This window comes from Sporomusa aerivorans, assembly GCF_041428895.1.
Taxonomy (GTDB): Bacteria; Bacillota; Negativicutes; order Sporomusales; family Sporomusaceae; genus Sporomusa; species Sporomusa aerivorans.
Genome location: NZ_CP156926.1, coordinates 2,004,883 through 2,021,711 on the forward strand (window position 1 = coordinate 2,004,883; position 16,829 = coordinate 2,021,711).

Here is a 16,829-nt window from a genome sequence, read left to right on the forward strand (position 1 = left end):
ATAGCTTCAAGTTTTTTGAAAAAGTTGCATAAAGACGTAAAGGATGCAGGGTAGGAGTTGTAGGAATGACCGAGATTGAATGGGAAGCAATTAAAAATTGCAATAAAACATACGATGGCGTTTTCTTTTATGCACTTAAAAGCACAAAAACATTTTGTCGTCCATCCTGTACCTCTAGAACACCTAACCCCAAAAATGTTGTTATCTTTTATACTGCTGAAGATGCTGCTAATCATGGATTTCGTCCATGCAACCGATGTAGACCGGATTGTATGGATTGGCAAGGGGCCAAGGATGAATTAACCAAAAAAGCACTGGAATATATGGATTGCCACTATACTCATAAGTTTACTTTGCAGGTAATTGCTAATAGCTTATATGTTAATCCTCATTATCTTCATAGGACCTTTAAGAAATTTAAAGGATGTACATTACTACAATATCAGCATCAAACACGCATAAAGCACGCTGCCAAATTGCTAGCGGAAACTAAATTATCCATTTCATACATAAGCGATACGGTTGGTTATCATACTTCATCTCATTTTTCCAGAGTCTTTAAAAAGATTGTTGGTATTTCTCCTTTGAGTTTTAGAAAGACACACAATGGTGAACAATAGATTAAATAATATCAGTAACAATATCTTTGTGAGAAGAGATATAAATTTATTTTTGGAGGGGTTCTAATGACAAAGAAGATAGCTGTAGCTGGTAAAGGCGGCGTTGGCAAAACGACTTTTACCGCTTTGCTGATTAGAGAATTGATAAGGCGGGAAAAAGGTGCTATTTTGGCCGTAGATGCCGATCCAAATTCTAATTTAAACGAAGCTTTAGGAGTTGAAGTAGACGATTCTATCGCCAATATTCTGGAGGAAGTTAGGCTGGGAGATGCTGTTCCGAATGGAATGGGCAAGGACTCATTTACAGAATATCGGCTAAGTCAAGTTATAAGCGAAGCGAAGGGTATGGATATTATCCAAATGGGACTACCCCAACAAAATGGCTGTTACTGTTATCCCAATAATTTGATACGGATGTACCTGGAACGGTTACAAAAAAATTATGAATACGTTGTCATTGATAACGAGGCTGGCATGGAGCATTTAAGCCGGCGGATTGTTGCAGATATTGACATGCTATTTATAATTAGTGATACTTCGGTTCGCAGTATTCGTTCAGCAGCAAAAGTATCTGAGCTTATTCAGGTGTTAAAGATCTCGATACCCGAAGTTTACTTAATTATCACCAAGACAGGTGAAGCAGGAATTGACGGTCTTAAAGCGGAAATCGATAAAACCGGTCTGGATTTAGTCGGCACTATCCCTTATGATGTACAAGCTGTTACATTTGATTTTGAAGGGAAGCCATTGATTGATTTGCCGGACGATTCGCTTTCGGTAACAGCAGTTAAGTCTATTATGGAAAAAACAAGTGTTTAATTTGGATAGTGAAATGAAGAGTCACCATCGTAGAATTAAAATAAATATTCAGCTTTAAAAATAACAGCGAGATCTCCTGATTAGGCAGGAGATCTCGCTGTTATTTATTTCCTCATTTGGCATGAAAAACTTACTCTTGAATTACCAATAGCTATGAAAACGAGGTGAGGCGGATGTCTGAGAAGCAGGTTAACCACCTGGCGAATGAGAAGAGTCCGTATTTATTTTTTCGCACTACTGGGCATGGAGCGGTCCAAAGTTTTGGTGCGGAATGTAGGAAATTTACGGTTTTGGGTGACCTTAAAACTTTTGTTAAATAATAATTGTTTAATAAAAGGTTTTGATTGGTGATTGTTGAATAGCGTTTATTAAGTATTATCTGGATTAATAGATATTATTTGGAACAATAAAACTAATGTTAGTTGTGAGATATGATGGCGTAGTAATTAGTTATTTCTGCTACAAAAGATGTGCGGCAGAATGAGTATTTACGCTAGTATTTGTGCACTTACCGACGGAGGAGGATTTAAAATGAAGGTCACAACCAGGCCAGACGATAAATCGGAGCGCGCGAGCAGGCTGCATGTCGTTATTGCTGAGGTGGTGTCAGCTATAATTGGTTCAACGGTTTCCTTTGACGAGATGTATCAGATTGTTTTAGATAAAGCGCGGTGGCTGACGGAAAGTCAGCATGGTTTTGTTTCTTCGATTGAAAAAAAGACCGGTGCCCATGTCAGTAATACACTGACTAAAATGCGGGATGAAGGCTGTGCCGTTAGTGCGGCATTATATTCTTTGCCCGAAGGACCCCATAAGCTTTATAACAGCCTATGGGGTCATTCTCTCAACGTCCGGGAGAGTTTTTTTACTAACAATCCTTCGTCTCATGCGGCAGCAGCAGGATTGCCGTCCGGTCATGTTCCACTGAAAAATTTCCTGTCGGTACCTATAATATTTGGCGATGAAATCTTAGGACAAATTGCACTTGCCAATTCAGTACGTGAATATACGGAAGATGACCTTAAGGAAATAAAGCGCTTGGGGGAAGTATACGCAATAGTATTGCACAATCGACAGCAAGAAAGCGAGTTGCGGCGAAGTGAGGAGCAATTCCGCTCAATGGTAGAGATGGCGCCTTTTCCTATGCTTGTTGCTAGAAGAGAGGTGAATAGCACTATTTTGTACGGAAATCTAAGGGCGGCAGAACTTTTTAAGGTCTCACAGGAAGCATTGATCGGAAGTGCTGTTGCCGATTATAATCAAAAACGGGAAGAATGGATAGCAATTCTGGACGAAATTGAGAAAAACGGATGTGCGCTGGATAAAGAAATGCAATTTTACGATGTTAGCGGCAAGGCATGTTGGGTACTGCTTTTTGCCGTAAAGGTCATCTGGTTTGGTAGTGAAGCCCTGATGATCACGATTAATGATATTACTGACCGCAAAAATATGGAAGAAACACTGAGACAGTTAGCGACGGTAGATTATTTGACAGGAATTTGGAATCGTCGCTACATTATGGATCTGGGTAATAAAGAATTTGAACGTTGCTTGCGTTATAAGACCCATATGAGTGTCATAATTTTTGATCTTGATCATTTTAAACTAGTGAATGACAAGTATGGACACAATATTGGCGACCGGGTTTTAGAAGGGACTGCCAAAGTAGTAACCAATGAGTTAAGGGGGAGAGATATCTTTGGACGGTACGGTGGGGAGGAATTTGCTATCGTTTTCCCGGAAATAACGTTAAGAGAAGCGGCTAAAGTTGCAGAACGATTGCGACAGGCTATAGAAAAGTACCAGTATTCACTGGAGAATTCAAGTACACTGACGGTTACCGCCAGCTTTGGAATTAGTGAGGTCATCGATACCGACAGGACCTTTGAGGAGATTTTGGCCAGAGCCGATTATGCTTTGTATAAAGCGAAAGCATTGGGCCGTAATCGGATATACTGCAGCTAGAACGAGTCAAAGAATCACAGGGAAGCTTCGCGCTGTTATGGATGATGCGGAGAAGCGTACCAAGGTAACGGTGCTGGAATGACCTCAATCCTGTAAGTTCAGTGATTGAGGTCTGCTTTTATTGTGCGTTCCTGGGGGTTGGTAAGGTTGCTGCCCTGATTGCCCTGGAAGTTTGACGAGGTAGGAGATTCTGTCTTCGCCTAGCTCGGCGATCTTGGTATAATTTACTTTTGATTTAAGTACTACGCACATTTTGATATCTCTCCATCAGCGACAATAATTGCTCTGCCATAAATTCTGCTGAATAGGGCATTGAATTTGTAATCCACCATTCAACTACACCGATGGTTGCCGAAGCAAAATATTGTACCATAATTTCCTTATTCACATCTTTATTGATGCCACTCATATCAATTTGTTCTTCGATACTCTTCACCATCAAAGCATGTAATCGGTTTCTAAAAGCAGTGATGCTTTTACTCATTAGCATTTTTGAATAGAAAAAAGCATTTTGCTCTAAATATTTAAATGTTTTACAAAGCGAATCCTTACCAGAAATGTTGTTATCATTTCCTCTTGGCTGACAATTTTCAAATAATTTATTTAAGTGATTCTCTATGCATTGATTTAATAAATCAAATATGTCTACATAATGCGAATATATAGTTCCCCGATTTACATTTGCCAGTTCTGCAATTTCGTTAATTGTAATTTTTTCAAAATCTTTTTCCAGCATCAGCTTAGTAAAAGCATCCATAATGGCTTGCTTGGATTTTTCAATACGCCTGTCCATAAGAGATTTCTCCTTAGTATTGTATAAATGAACATTTTTAGCTGTTTTGTTTATTAATCAACATATGTGGCCGTTTTACTCATTGATTTCAGTTAACAGCGTTGCTACTATTGTATTAAACAAACGTTGAAAACTCAACACTTGTTGGTTATTTTTATTAAGGAGATGAATACAATGAGCTTAATAACGGTTAACGAAAGGTGTATTAAATGTGGGCTTTGTATTGAAGAATGCCCAGTATATGTTCTAAAGATGGGAGAAAAAGGGCCAGAAGAAGTGGCGAGCACCAATTGCAACGCCTGTGGACATTGTGTTGCAATATGTCCTAATTCTGCAATAGATAACGAAAAAGCACCACTAGCACTACAAGTTGATGCTAATGATTTTCCTAAATTAAATCCGCACCAGGCGGAGTATTTTTTAAGATCTCGTCGTTCCATAAGAAATTATCATGACAAATCTGTACCAAGAGAAATTTTAGCAGAATTAGTTAATATAGCCAGACTAGCTCCCACTGCGTCTAATAGTCAAGGTATATCCTATGTTATAATAGAAAATAAACAACTGCTTGAAAAAGCTGCTGAAATCACTATTCAGATGATAGAAAATTCTCCTGTAAGGCATTTATTAGAAGCAGCGATTATCGGTTATAGGGAAAAAGGACTTGATCCAGTTTTCCGCGGCGCACCAAATTTAATTATAGCTGTTGCCGACAAGAATTTTCCATTTGCTAAAAATAACGCTGTTTCATGCTTAACCTATCTGGAGTTATTTGCTCCTTCATTAGGACTTGGAACCTGTTGGGCTGGAATTTTTGAGCATTTTGCATCCATTGAAAATTCACCGCTAACTAATTTATTCAATATTTCAGAAGAAAAAACTGTAGTTGGTGCGGTTATGGTTGGTTATCCTAAGTATAAATATATGAGATTAGTAGATAGAAATTCACTAGATGCTACATACATAATTTAACGCAGTTTTTTCCTGAAGCAATACTCTGGGTTCGTAATTAATGCGATGAGCGCGATTAATAAAATAAGGAAATCATTTCATTATTGGAAACATATAATAACCCGCTCGAAGGTGGAAATACCATCTTTATGATATGAACATCAAACCCTGTCAAGGCTGCTTTGTTTGTCGTAAGACCGGACACTGCGACATGCAAGATGATTTTCAGAACATGTTTAAACATATTGTCGATGCCGATGTTGTGGTTTTCGGCTCGCCCGTATACATTTGGCAGGTAACAGCTCAAATGAAGCTGCTATGGGATAGACTCTGCGGATTGTTCGATGAAAACTACAAGATTAGGTATGACGCTAAATGTTTGATCATGGTCTATACTCAAGGAAATCCAAACGCTCAGGCTTTTCAGACATCCTTCAAAACCAATGAAGAAGTGCTTAAGATTTTTGGCTTAAATGTAGTTGATACCATTTTACTAACGGGCGGCGGAGACCCCAATACCGCGGCGAATAATCAAAAACTTTTATTAAAAGCTTATGAAGCAGGAAAAGCAATTTAGCCGATATGCGATGGTACGCTTTGCGAAGTAACCAAGAGAGAATTTTTACCAAGGTATTGTCGATCTTTGTGCTGAAGCATGTGAACAAACTGGAGCTTGATATCGCTTGTCGCCTCGAATACTGGCTAGTAAATAAAAATTTGAGTGGTTTCCACGAGACTCATATACGATGAATAAAAGCTCAGGCGTTTAATTGCCTGAGCTTTTATCCTGAAAAAATGTCTGGCACGATAGAAGCAAAGTGTACGTCACGGGTGCTTCTTCCCCAATGCGATAGACGGATGCAATTTAAGTGTAGCCGGACAAAAAACGGTAATTACTGGACGGCATTAGAACTGTAAGACAACTATTCTATGATATACGCACTAACGATCTCGCCATAATAGGCGGTATGAAAATCCTTGTTTGCGCCGTGAAATAAGCTGTCAACATCCTGTGGGTAAAATGTTTTTTTGTTTTCTTCTGTAATCTCGTGCTCAGCTTGTTTTTGCTTGTATATAATTTTACACTCAAGTGTTAGCGGAAGTTCTTTAATAGCAGGAACAGAAACTTTATTGGGTGTTTCAAGTGTTAAGTTTAGTTCTTTAATTTTGTCAACTGTACGACCTGATTTTGTCCCGCAAATTCCTAATATCTTCTTGTCAAAAGAGCCATATGGTATGTTTACTGTAAATTCAGGTTTTTTATCGAGTTGATGTTTTGTAAAGCGATTTTCTCTAACGAAAACTGTAAAAATTGGTTTTGACCATTCGATTCCGAGAGTACCCCAAGAAATAGTCATAGAGTTTACTTTGTCATCTGCCTTTGTGGTTAACAAAACGCCTGTTTGGAGCGCCTTCATAATTTCATTGGAATATTCGAATACCTCAATTTCTTTTTTTATAATGTTTATCCTCCTTGAAATCATACTGTTTTTATGATAAGCTAACGTATAATTTATAGCAAGTATGCACTTTTTTGATAGATACTATACAAAAGGAGAGCATGGATGGATAGCGAGATAAACATTAAGCCTTTTGCTTATGCAATGTCTTTAATTGATGGAAAATGGAAAATGCATATATTATTTTGGCTATGGAAAAAACAAGTTTTGCGATATGGTGAGTTAAAACGCGCACTTGGAACGATTACCCATAAAATGCTCAGTACACAACTCAAAGATTTAGAAACGGATAATTTAATTGTTCGTAAAGAACACTTCCAAGTTCCTCCCAAAGTAGAATATTATCTATCCGAAAGAGGTTTATCCATTATGCCTGTTTTGCAATGTTTATGCGAATGGGGCAATCAACATATGGATGAGTTGGGAGAACATCTTGATTCCAAAAGGAAATGTTCCCTGCTTTAGTGCTGAGTTTTTAAATGCACAAATTCTGCTAGTACTCCGTTGGCTAAACAGTTTTTGCACTTTTAATAGTTAAAATAACGATGTGGTAATAGTTAATTAGAAAGAATTATGCGTTGTTTGCCATGTGGTGCGTACAATTTTAAGATTTAAAACGTCCGATTTAATTTCTGTTCAAATGGGAGCCAGAAACAGGAGATACTCCTTTGTATCCAAGTAATACTGTTATAATTGAGTGATATAACAAAAAAGAGAAGCTCCTGCTAATTGTGTATTAATTTGGCAGGAGTTTAAAGTTGTGGTGGCAAATATTTCAGTAAGGGAGTGTATTCCAGGGGCAACGCCATTATGATAATGGTGTCAAATAGTATTTATGTAGGTGGGAGAGTTACATGACTTTTGTTCTAAGCCTCTTAATGGCAATATATATCATAGTTCCAATTACAATTACAGGATATGTGTTTGATATTTTCTTATTTGAAGCAGGTTCTATGAGGCTTGCTGATTTACGAAAACTATTAGGTCTGTTTTTTTCGATTGCACTAATAACGATATTCATTCAACAAAGTATTGATGATAGCTTTCAATCTATAACTGACAATTTGTTTTCATTATCGGGGCATTATGTGATATCCGACGCAATATTGTCGTTATATTTACTAATATTTTTAATTCTTCTAATCAAGACTCAGACTTGTAAATCAAGATGTTTTCCTTGTTTCATTGGGCATTTTACCTCAAATGATACTCAAAATGCTCAAATGAAAGAGGAGGAACACTATGACAATGCAAGGAGTAAAAGCAAAGAAAGTAAAGTTTTCTATTGTAATACCAGCCTATAATGAAGAAAAATATATAACAAAATGCTTGGATTCAATTTTAAAGGCGTCAGTACCTTATAAAGACCAGGTTGAAATAATAGTAGTATTAAATCGATGCACTGACCGAACTGAAGAAATAGCATTATTGTATGGTTGCATCATCGTAAAAGAAGACAGTAAAAATCTCTCTAAAATTAGAAATGCTGGAGCAAAGGTTGCTCAAGGGACAATTTTAGTCACTATAGATGCCGATAGCTGGATAGCCGATAATATGCTGGCAGAAATAGAAAGCAAGTTAATCACTGGAGAATATATCGGCGGTGGTGTTGTGCTAAAAACTGAAAGAATGTCGCTGGGAATAATGATATCTGCGATAATTCTATTTAGCGCAATCTTCATAAAGCATGGATTGATTTGTGGAGGTCTTTTCTGGTGCTTAAAAAAAGATTTTGACGCAATAAATGGGTTTGATGAAAACCTTCGTATTGCAGAGGATATTGATTTTGCAATACGCTTAAGGCAATGGGGAAAAAAATGCGGTAAAAAAGTTACGAATATTTCAAAGCCGCGTTTAATGACCTCCTGTAGAAAATTTGATATCTTCGGAGATTGGTATGTAATTAAGAATCCGCATATAATTCTGGATTATCTTAATCTAAATAAACAGAAATATGCAGATAAACTGTATTATGACGTAAAAAGATAAGCAGAAGTAAAGGGGGCAACCTTAGTTAACAAATTGACTAAGGTTGCCCCGGATGCTTTAAACATAGTTGCTAATATGGCTAAGTATGGGAATGTCATGTAATAGAGCTAAAATCAACGGCTAAGAAGCTAGTTTTATCTGGATTTTATAGCGTGTAAACAGTTTTTGAGATGACAGTGGTGTCAGTGCTTTGCTGGAAATTTATACCTTATCACATATAAATGATGATGAGAGTTGAATGGATAGATTTAGCCTGTTTATTTATAGGTTCTAGATTGTCGGCTTTTGCAATGTAGTGAACTTAAGAGTATGGAGGCAATTTTAATGTCATTTAAAGAGGTATTTAAATCTTTCCCACTTATTGAACTGAAAAGGTTGAGATTACGATCCATGTATCCAAGTGATGCAGAAAGATATTTAGGATGGTTTTCAGCGAAAGAAGTGCAGCAGTTTTTAAGCGGACTGGCATGTCCAAAAGATATAGAAGAGGCCAGACGGTTTATAGAAAATATGAACGGAAGATATTTTAAAAGTAAGCTTACCATTTGTTGGGGTATTGCTTTGAAAGAAAGCGATGAATTAGTAGGAAGAATTGAACTATGTAGATTTGTTCGTCAGTCAATGGCAGAGGTTGCCTATTCGCTCTCCCAAGAGCATTGGAATAACGGGTATATGACAGAGGCTTTGCAGGGAACTGTAAAATTCGGATTTCAAAAGATGGGATTACATAGGATACAGGCTACCGTAGTTCCTGAAAATATTGCATCAGTTAAGGTTTTATGCAAAGCAGGGTTTTCTCAGGAAGGATTATTTCGGCAATATAATTATGGAAACGAGTTTAGAGATACATTCATGATGTCCATATTGAAAGATGATATGCCAGTGTGAGGTAGGATAACTTTAATGTCAGATGGTGGTGTAGTCCCCTTAAAGTATCATATTTGCATACCGTCGCTCATTTTCAGAGTCCCCCGTTCATTAATATAAACCGCAATTCCAAGTTCACTTTAACCCAATTACTCTCACCCTGCTCCGCATTAAAAATATCCACATGATAACAGACAGAGACACTGATGAAATAATAATAATGCCAAGTCCGTCTATCATATTATTCCAGCTCCAAGTCCCCATAGCCATGCCAATACTTCCAAGAATCGTATGAACCGCATTGATTAAAGAAGACGCTGATCCAACATCTTCTTTTTGCTGATCTAATAAAATATCAGTACTGAATGGCCGGATAGCTCCCTCTACGAGTGTAAAGGGTAAAAAGGTTAGCAAAAAGAACCATGGTGAGCGATTACCCATAAGAAATAGACTCAAGCCACTGACGAGGGCGATTCCAAAGCAGCACCATGAAAAAAAACGAGGTGTGAAATGTCCGATGGAACGAATATAAATAATTGGTCCTAAAATCGCAAAGGCCGAATTAGCTGCAAAAAAGTAACTATAGGCCTGTTCATCCAAAGCAAAAATATTCTCGTAGATATAGGAAGATGTTGCAATATATGCCATATAAGGTGCGGATAAGATGGCGACAATAAATAGAAATCCGCTGAAGCCTGCGTTTTTTCCCACTACGAACAGACGTTGCAGCGAGCCTGACAAACTTCCACGGTATCGTTCTTCAACAGGTAAGGTTTCCTGAAACAGCAATGCAATGAATAAGCTTATAATACCGGTAAGTGCAAGCGCCCAAAAAGTATCGCGCCAATCCCCGCCAACCTGCAAAATTGCCGCTCCCGCAAGGGGGGCCACCATAGGCGCAAGAACCCCCATAACTTGAACGGCTGCAAGAACTTTGCTTTTTATCTTCCCGGAAAAGCAGTCTTTAACCAGAGCGGTGGCAACGGCCGTAATATTTCCCGCGCCAATTCCTTGCACAATACGGAATAAAATTAACTGATTAACTGTTAAGGCGAGGGCGCAGGCAATACTGCCTGAAATATACAAAAGCAGCCCCAGGACAAGGATTGATTTTCGTCCGTATTTATCACTGAGCGGACCAAACACAATGATTCCTACAGCAAAAAAGATAAAGAACGCGATTAAGGTTAGATTAATCATAGCTGCCGTTGTATCAAAGTATTGAGCCATAGAAGGCATGGCAGGCAAATACATGTCAATAGACAACGGAATGAACATTCCCATTAAAGAAATAAATAAGACCATTCCCTTGGTTCCTAAATATTGCTGAGGCTTTAATAACAGACTGTGGCTTTGTTGGTCATTCCTAATCATTTCACTTTCAACTCCAATCGCAAGACTTTGTTTTTTAATATAAAATCGACGAAAAAAAAGGATAAGCGATCAACTTATGTTGATAACTTATCCAGCATACGCGAGTATACCCTCCGTCAAGCCCAAATTATAATAGGTAATCCCATCTATGTCAATACCCAATTGGTGTAAATTGGTATAAATACCGATTAGTGTAAATAATGCAGGATGATAAACAGAGACTTTGATATAATCAAGATAAATCAAATCCGCCTCGGACTTACAAAATTTTAAGCAGATAAGCCTTACTCACTTATGCAGGTTACCTCAAGGTAAGCAGCTAAGCATAAAGTGCGTTCTTCCATTTTTATTTTGTGGATATTATAATGAACTCAAAATTAACAAAGGGGAGATTCCTTGATGAAAAAAATTCTGTTCGTATGTTTACTAGCTTTGTCATTTTGCAGTATCGTTCTGCCAACCGTTTCAGTACAGGCCGCCAGTAAGGATACAGCCCAAGCCAATAAACAATTAGTCGAATCGTTTTGGAATGAACTTTTCAACAAACATAATGTAAGTGTGCTTGACAATGCTGTTGGCAGTACATATATTCAGCATAATCCCACGTTTCCAGATGGCAAGGAAGCTTTCAAAATTGCAGTTGCCGGATTTCTGAAAGAATTCCCGGAAAGCGGTGCTGAAATTAAACATATTGTTGCTGAAAAAAATTATGTCTCTATCCACAATCATATCAAATTGAATCCACAGGACCGCGGACAAGCGGCAGTAGATATTTTCCGGGTTGAAAACGGTAAAATCGTGGAACATTGGGATGTAATCCAGGATATTCCTGAAAAAAGCGAAAACGGTAATGCTATGTTCTAAGTGCAAAGAAAAGTAAAAACAAAGGAGTGTTCATAAATGAAAATCGCTATAATTGGCGCTACAGGCCGTGCCGGTTCCCGTATCGTCTCTGAAGCACTCAGCCGTAATCATGAAGTGACTGCCATAGTTCGAAACACCGCTAAAATAACCAATCCGGCCATTAAAGTTGTTGAGAAAGATATTCTGGCACTAAATACAGGCGATTTACAAGGATATGATATCGTTGTAAATGCTTTCGGCGCTCCCAAAGAGCTTAAGCATTTACATGTAGAAACTGCCAAGCACTTAACTGCACTGCTCAAGAATCAGGATAAGCCTCGGCTGATCATTGTCGGTGGCGCCGGTAGTTTATTTGTGGACGATAACGGAACAGAGCTTCATTCTACACCGGATTTCCCGGATGCATATAAAATTACGGCTACCGCTATGCGTGACGAATTGGCATTTTTACGTACTGTCCAGGATGTCAACTGGACATTTCTTAGTCCATCGGCGGATTTCGCCCCTGGGGAACGTACAGGACAATTTCGGTTGGGAAAGGATCACTTGCTTATTGATAAAAACGGCAATAGTTCCATAAGTATGGAAGATTATTCGATTGCCCTTGTTGATGAAATAGAGAAATCGCAGCATATAAAACAACGCTTTACCGTTGGCTACTAAAATGTGAAAGGCTCCTTGTCCTCGTGGAAGGGAGCCTTTCATTTTGCAGAGATTTTTTCTTTTTGCAAAAATAAATTTGACCAATCGTTAATATTGTTCATAATACCAACTAGCACCATGCCTTTTTCCGTAAGATTGTATTCCACGGTTGGCGGTACAGTCGGATATACCTCGCGATGCAAAATATTGCTTTCTTCAAGTATCTGCAAGTTTTCCGACAACACTTTGGCACTAATCCCGTCGATACCCTTTTGCAATTGTGCAAACCGTTTAGGGCCTTTCGCCAGTAATAGGAGAATTGTCGTTCTCCATTTTCCCTTCAATATGGAAATAAAGCAATCAAAAGGGCATTGATAATACTTGGAATTAAATAGGAACAAAGCAAATCCTCCCTTCTATTCTCATATTCTATCAGCACTTAATAAATTCTGTCAATTATTGAGTTGCAAAGTGCTTCAATGTAAGATATATGTTCATAAAGGTAACACTTTATTTAAGTTTAATAGGGAAATTTTTTTGCTCATACTACCTCTAACGTTGAATCTTTCAATATATTATGTAAGAATATAGCAGGAAACATAATTGTCGCAGGAGGAATCACCCCATGATTTTTTACCTGGAAAGTAAGTTGTGGGTGTTTTATCATACGAGGCAAATTCAATTTTGAAGAGCTAGTGGCTTTTCATTTTGGCCTTATTCAATAGCTGGGGGAGGGTATACATATGGAGACAAAAATAATTAAGCCTATTCAAGTTCTATGTGCTACTGAGTATCTGACGATCCAAGAAATTGGGGAACGGGGTGAAAAACTATGTACTAATATTATTGAAGAAATAGATAAGTGCAGGCTCAGTATTGTTGGGCCTTGGACTTTCGTTTCTTATGGACGTGATGGGAATTATGATACTCGCTTTAAGCACGAGTATTGCGTTCCGGTCGAGAATATAGAAAACTATAAAGGTATTTTTCAAATAAAGACATTGCAGGAAGCAGAATGTGCTTTTATAATTTATCAAGGAGATCTTTCGGAAGAGAACTTTGGTGGAAAGGGATATGGACCCTTGGTTGACTCAATAATAAAATCAGGGAAAAACTTCACGGGAGAAAGTCGAGAGGTTTATCATAAATGGGTTTCGCCTAAATCTCAAGATAACATCATTGAAATTCAATTTGGCATAAGATAGTTTGACGATAAAGTGTATGGAGAACCATAACACTGGTTAGTATGGCTAGCAGGAAATCTCACACACTTGTCAGGAAAAGGACTAGAGGACGTGTTGATTCGTTTCAACACGTCCTCTTTTTTATGCACTGATCATGAACATGGACGTTATTTGTCGATAAAAGGTTGATAGTGTTTACTTTCCTGTGCCGCATTGAAATGAGCTTGGTAATCCCATGTATCTGATTTGACATAGTAAATTTCATAAACAAGTTGTTCATAGTCTTTATTAAAAGATGTTCGATTAATTTTCAGAAGAGGATAGCCAAGCGGCACTTTAAAAATGTTACTTAGCTGTTCATCTGTAATGACAGCTCTGATTTTTTCTGATACATACTCGATATCTACCCCGTGTTGCTGCAAAAACTGACGCATATTTTGTATGTCACCGGCGGATTTAACCATTGCAATATCAAAATTAGCTATATAATGATTCAAGAAAAAAATTGGTTCATTTCCCAACAATCGCACGCGTGAGACAAGAACCAGCGGTGTTTTATTAGGAAATTCGATATTCGTTCCTTGGGAGTTGTCAGTTAGCATTGCTTCTACTTTTAAAGTTTTGCAAAATAATCGATCGGCATGTTTCACAAAGTGGATACCGAACCCTCCCAACATGGTTTGCCGATCTTTTTTACCTTGCCCGGAAACAAATGTTCCTTTCCCGGCTTGCCGAAGAATAAGGCCATCTGATTCCAGTTTAGCCATTGCCTGACGCACGGGGGCTCGACTTACTTGATATTGTTCTTCAAACTCTTTTTCAGTTGGCAGTTGTTCCCCCTGCTTATAAAAATGGCACTGTATTTTTTTATATAAATCCTTATATATTTGTAAGCTTAATGATTCCTTCATCCACATCCACCTTAATTAATTGTTTAGTTGTCTTCCAGGTAAAGTCATTTCCATTTTAACATAAAAAATAAGCCTCGAATAGCTTAGCAATGATACAATATACAAAGTCAAATTTTATTGACAAAGTAATAATGTTATAATATTATGACCATATATTCAACTATACATACATAGGAGGTATTTTCAACAATGAAAAAACATGCTTTACACTTAATGACATGGAGAGAGATCAAAGATGCATTTCAAAAGGACCCTGTCGTTCTTATTCCCATGGGTTCCATGGAACAGCATGGTCCTCAATCAATCACTGGCGACTATCTGGCTGCGGAGGCGATTGCCGAACGCGTTGCTGAAAAAACAGGCGCGTATTATCTTCCCGTCATCCCATTTGGATGTTCGGAATATTTCCGTGGTTTTCCCGGAACGATCTCTCTGCAACCGCAAACCGTATTTGCCTTGATTAATGATGTCTGTGAAAGTTTAATCGAACATGGTATCACAAAAATATTTTTTGTCAACGGGCATGCCGGCAATGTGCCAACCATTGATCAAGTGGCGCGCAAAATAAGACGTGAGAAAAAAATTGTTTGTATTTCTATTGACTTGTGGCAATCCTTAATGCCCGCATTTAAGAAAGAAGTGTACAAGCAAGAAAACGACCCATCAGGTCATGGTGCAGAGCCATTAACTTCCGTTATGTCGTACCTTTACCCGGAAATGATGCGCATGGATCTCCTAGAACGTGCGAATAACAACTGCGAATGGGGCGAGTTCGAAATTAAGACCATTAGGCAAGGCAATGTCGAGGGCATTCCCGTGAATCTCTATATTGATATGGAGGACATTTCCCAGCAAGGCGTTATGGGAGATCCTTTCCAGGCTTCAGCACAAAGGGGCGAGGCTATCATCAACCATTTGGTGAATTTTTGTGCAACTGTGGTCGAAAAACTGGAGAAAACGTCGACAACGCGTTAAGACGAAACCAATCAATACTAGGGGGAATGGCCGCATGCACAGGCTGGCGTTGTCCTGCGAGTCAAACATGTGATGGAGAGGTGTTGACTATGTTAGCTTTATTGGGTTTTGGAATAATAGCTGTATTTCTTTATACAACTATGACGAAAAGATTGTCGATTCCGGTGGCCTTAATAATTATTCCGGTTGTTTTTGGCTTGATTGGTGGATTTGGCACTGAAATAGGAAAAATGATGATTAGCGGCATTGTGAAAGTCACGCCATCTGCGATGATTCCTATCTTTGCCGTAATATATTTTGGCCTCATGATTGATGCTGGTATGTTTGATCCGATGGTAAATAAAATTTTGAAATTAGTAAAGGGTGATCCGGTTAAAATTACAATCGGCGCAGCCGTACTGGCGATGCTTGTTTCTCTTGATGGGGATGGAACAACTACATTCATAATATCTGTCACTGCTATGTATCCTATAACACGCAAAATTAATATGAATCCGCTGATATTGCCCTTTGCAGTCGGCATGGCTGCCGGCGTCATGAATCCTCTTCCTTGGAGCGGCCCAACAACCCGCGTTATGGCTACATTGCAAAGTGATGCTTCTATTGTATTTAATCCAATTATACCCGCTATGATCGCGGGTATTGCCTGGGTACTTTTTGCCTGCTATTATGTTGGTAAAAAAGAGCGTTCGCGTTTAGGCGTGGCAGACTTTGGCGGGAACATTCTAGCAGAACCAGAGTTTGACGGAGGCGGCCAAAATCCTAGCATTAAGAGACCTCATCTCTTTTGGTTCAATGTGATTATGACCGTGCTGATTATTGCAGGGTTACTGGCCGAAATAATGCCGATGGCAACGCTATTCGTTATTGGTTTTGCCATTGTAATAACCGTCAATTATCCCAATCTAAAAGACCAACAGGAACGGATGAAGAATTATTCTACTGAAGTGGTGACGATTGTCACACTAATCTTTTCTGCGGGCTGTTTTACAGGCATTTTATCCGGTACTAAAATGGTTACGGAAATGGCCCGTGCTTTAGTTTCCCTGATTCCGCAAGGTATGGGTTCACTTTTGCCGCTAGTAGTCGCCATTACAAGTATGCCGTTAAGCTTGGTTTTCCCGACGGATGCCTATTATTTTGGCGTATTGCCGGTTATCTATGAAATGGCTGCTTCCATCGGGATAGAGCCGGTTCAGATTGGCCGGGCAGCTATATTAGGGCAAATGACTGTTGGTTTTCCGCTCAGTCCCTTGGCTGCGGCTACACTAGTGTTGATCAGCGTAGCAAAGGTCAATCTTGTAGAGCATCAGAAATTTATGTTTTTATGGGCTTTTGGCACAACCATAGTGATGACTATGGTTGCTTATTTGACTGGTGCTTTGTCTTTTTAATTCCAATAAAAGGAGAGAATA

18 protein-coding genes are annotated in these 16,829 nt (G+C 38.6%); 13 read left to right on the plus strand and 5 right to left on the minus strand.

Annotation, left to right across the window (positions count from 1 at the left end; genetic code table 11):
* Positions 1-65: 65 nt before the first annotated feature.
* From SATMO3_RS09125 to SATMO3_RS09135, 3 genes are all read left to right on the plus strand, one after another.
* Entirely contained in the window at positions 66-620 is a 555-nt protein-coding gene (locus SATMO3_RS09125; RefSeq protein WP_371380254.1) for a bifunctional transcriptional activator/DNA repair enzyme AdaA, read from the plus strand.
* Positions 621-686: 66 nt separating this feature from the next.
* Positions 687-1,439 (plus strand): AAA family ATPase, encoded by a 753-nt coding sequence (locus SATMO3_RS09130; RefSeq protein ID WP_371380256.1) that lies wholly within the window; start codon positions 687-689, stop codon positions 1,437-1,439.
* Between the two features lie 531 nt (positions 1,440-1,970).
* Entirely contained in the window at positions 1,971-3,404 is a 1,434-nt protein-coding gene (locus SATMO3_RS09135; RefSeq protein ID WP_371380258.1) for a diguanylate cyclase, read from the plus strand.
* A gap of 235 nt (positions 3,405-3,639) precedes the next feature.
* Here the strand turns inward: SATMO3_RS09135 and SATMO3_RS09140 are convergent, their stop codons facing one another.
* On the minus strand, positions 3,640-4,197 hold the full coding sequence (locus SATMO3_RS09140; protein ID WP_371380259.1) for a TetR/AcrR family transcriptional regulator: 558 nt from the start codon (positions 4,195-4,197) through the stop codon (positions 3,640-3,642).
* 174 nt (positions 4,198-4,371) lie between these two features.
* Here SATMO3_RS09140 and SATMO3_RS09145 point away from each other — a divergent pair, with 174 nt between their 5' ends.
* Both SATMO3_RS09145 and SATMO3_RS09150 read left to right on the plus strand, forming a co-directional pair.
* Positions 4,372-5,169, plus strand: coding sequence for a nitroreductase family protein (locus SATMO3_RS09145; RefSeq protein ID WP_371380260.1), 798 nt, complete (start codon positions 4,372-4,374; stop codon positions 5,167-5,169).
* A gap of 133 nt (positions 5,170-5,302) precedes the next feature.
* Complete coding sequence (locus SATMO3_RS09150; protein ID WP_371380261.1) at positions 5,303-5,725, plus strand: flavodoxin family protein; 423 nt, start codon at positions 5,303-5,305, stop codon at positions 5,723-5,725.
* Between the two features lie 346 nt (positions 5,726-6,071).
* Here the strand turns inward: SATMO3_RS09150 and SATMO3_RS09155 are convergent, their stop codons facing one another.
* Positions 6,072-6,608: a flavin reductase family protein gene (locus SATMO3_RS09155; RefSeq protein ID WP_371381693.1), complete on the minus strand. Its 537-nt coding sequence runs from the start codon at positions 6,606-6,608 to the stop codon at positions 6,072-6,074.
* Between the two features lie 105 nt (positions 6,609-6,713).
* On the opposite strand from SATMO3_RS09155, the gene SATMO3_RS09160 reads away from it, so the two are divergent.
* The 3 genes from SATMO3_RS09160 to SATMO3_RS09170 all read left to right on the plus strand — a co-directional run bounded on the left by SATMO3_RS09160 (position 6,714) and on the right by SATMO3_RS09170 (position 9,485).
* Positions 6,714-7,073 carry a winged helix-turn-helix transcriptional regulator gene (locus SATMO3_RS09160; protein WP_371380262.1) on the plus strand — a complete coding sequence of 120 codons (360 nt, stop codon included), beginning with the start codon at positions 6,714-6,716 and terminating at the stop codon, positions 7,071-7,073.
* 777 nt (positions 7,074-7,850) lie between these two features.
* Positions 7,851-8,597, plus strand: coding sequence for a glycosyltransferase (locus SATMO3_RS09165; protein WP_371380263.1), 747 nt, complete (start codon positions 7,851-7,853; stop codon positions 8,595-8,597).
* Between the two features lie 324 nt (positions 8,598-8,921).
* Positions 8,922-9,485: a GNAT family N-acetyltransferase gene (locus SATMO3_RS09170; protein ID WP_371380264.1), complete on the plus strand. Its 564-nt coding sequence runs from the start codon at positions 8,922-8,924 to the stop codon at positions 9,483-9,485.
* A 114-nt stretch (positions 9,486-9,599) separates the two neighbouring features.
* On the opposite strand, the gene SATMO3_RS09175 is transcribed toward SATMO3_RS09170, so the two are convergent.
* Positions 9,600-10,838, minus strand: coding sequence for a Bcr/CflA family efflux MFS transporter (locus SATMO3_RS09175; RefSeq protein WP_371380266.1), 1,239 nt, complete (start codon positions 10,836-10,838; stop codon positions 9,600-9,602).
* Positions 10,839-11,237: 399 nt separating this feature from the next.
* Between SATMO3_RS09175 and SATMO3_RS09180 the strand changes: the two genes are divergently transcribed.
* Together SATMO3_RS09180 and SATMO3_RS09185 are read left to right on the plus strand one after the other, a co-directional pair.
* Positions 11,238-11,702 (plus strand): ester cyclase, encoded by a 465-nt coding sequence (locus tag SATMO3_RS09180; protein ID WP_371380268.1) that lies wholly within the window; start codon positions 11,238-11,240, stop codon positions 11,700-11,702.
* Between the two features lie 36 nt (positions 11,703-11,738).
* Positions 11,739-12,365, plus strand: coding sequence for an NAD(P)-dependent oxidoreductase (locus tag SATMO3_RS09185; protein WP_371380270.1), 627 nt, complete (start codon positions 11,739-11,741; stop codon positions 12,363-12,365).
* A gap of 38 nt (positions 12,366-12,403) precedes the next feature.
* On the opposite strand, the gene SATMO3_RS09190 is transcribed toward SATMO3_RS09185, so the two are convergent.
* Positions 12,404-12,745 carry a winged helix-turn-helix transcriptional regulator gene (locus tag SATMO3_RS09190; RefSeq protein ID WP_371380272.1) on the minus strand — a complete coding sequence of 114 codons (342 nt, stop codon included), beginning with the start codon at positions 12,743-12,745 and terminating at the stop codon, positions 12,404-12,406.
* A 342-nt stretch (positions 12,746-13,087) separates the two neighbouring features.
* Here SATMO3_RS09190 and SATMO3_RS09195 point away from each other — a divergent pair, with 342 nt between their 5' ends.
* Positions 13,088-13,549, plus strand: coding sequence for a hypothetical protein (locus SATMO3_RS09195; protein ID WP_371380274.1), 462 nt, complete (start codon positions 13,088-13,090; stop codon positions 13,547-13,549).
* A 146-nt stretch (positions 13,550-13,695) separates the two neighbouring features.
* On the opposite strand, the gene SATMO3_RS09200 is transcribed toward SATMO3_RS09195, so the two are convergent.
* Positions 13,696-14,439 (minus strand): GntR family transcriptional regulator, encoded by a 744-nt coding sequence (locus SATMO3_RS09200; RefSeq protein WP_371380276.1) that lies wholly within the window; start codon positions 14,437-14,439, stop codon positions 13,696-13,698.
* Between the two features lie 189 nt (positions 14,440-14,628).
* On the opposite strand from SATMO3_RS09200, the gene SATMO3_RS09205 reads away from it, so the two are divergent.
* Both SATMO3_RS09205 and SATMO3_RS09210 read left to right on the plus strand, forming a co-directional pair.
* On the plus strand, positions 14,629-15,414 hold the full coding sequence (locus SATMO3_RS09205) for a creatininase family protein (protein ID WP_371380278.1): 786 nt from the start codon (positions 14,629-14,631) through the stop codon (positions 15,412-15,414).
* Between the two features lie 89 nt (positions 15,415-15,503).
* Positions 15,504-16,808 (plus strand): CitMHS family transporter, encoded by a 1,305-nt coding sequence (locus tag SATMO3_RS09210; protein WP_371380280.1) that lies wholly within the window; start codon positions 15,504-15,506, stop codon positions 16,806-16,808.
* The last annotated feature ends 21 nt before the right edge of the window (positions 16,809-16,829 follow it).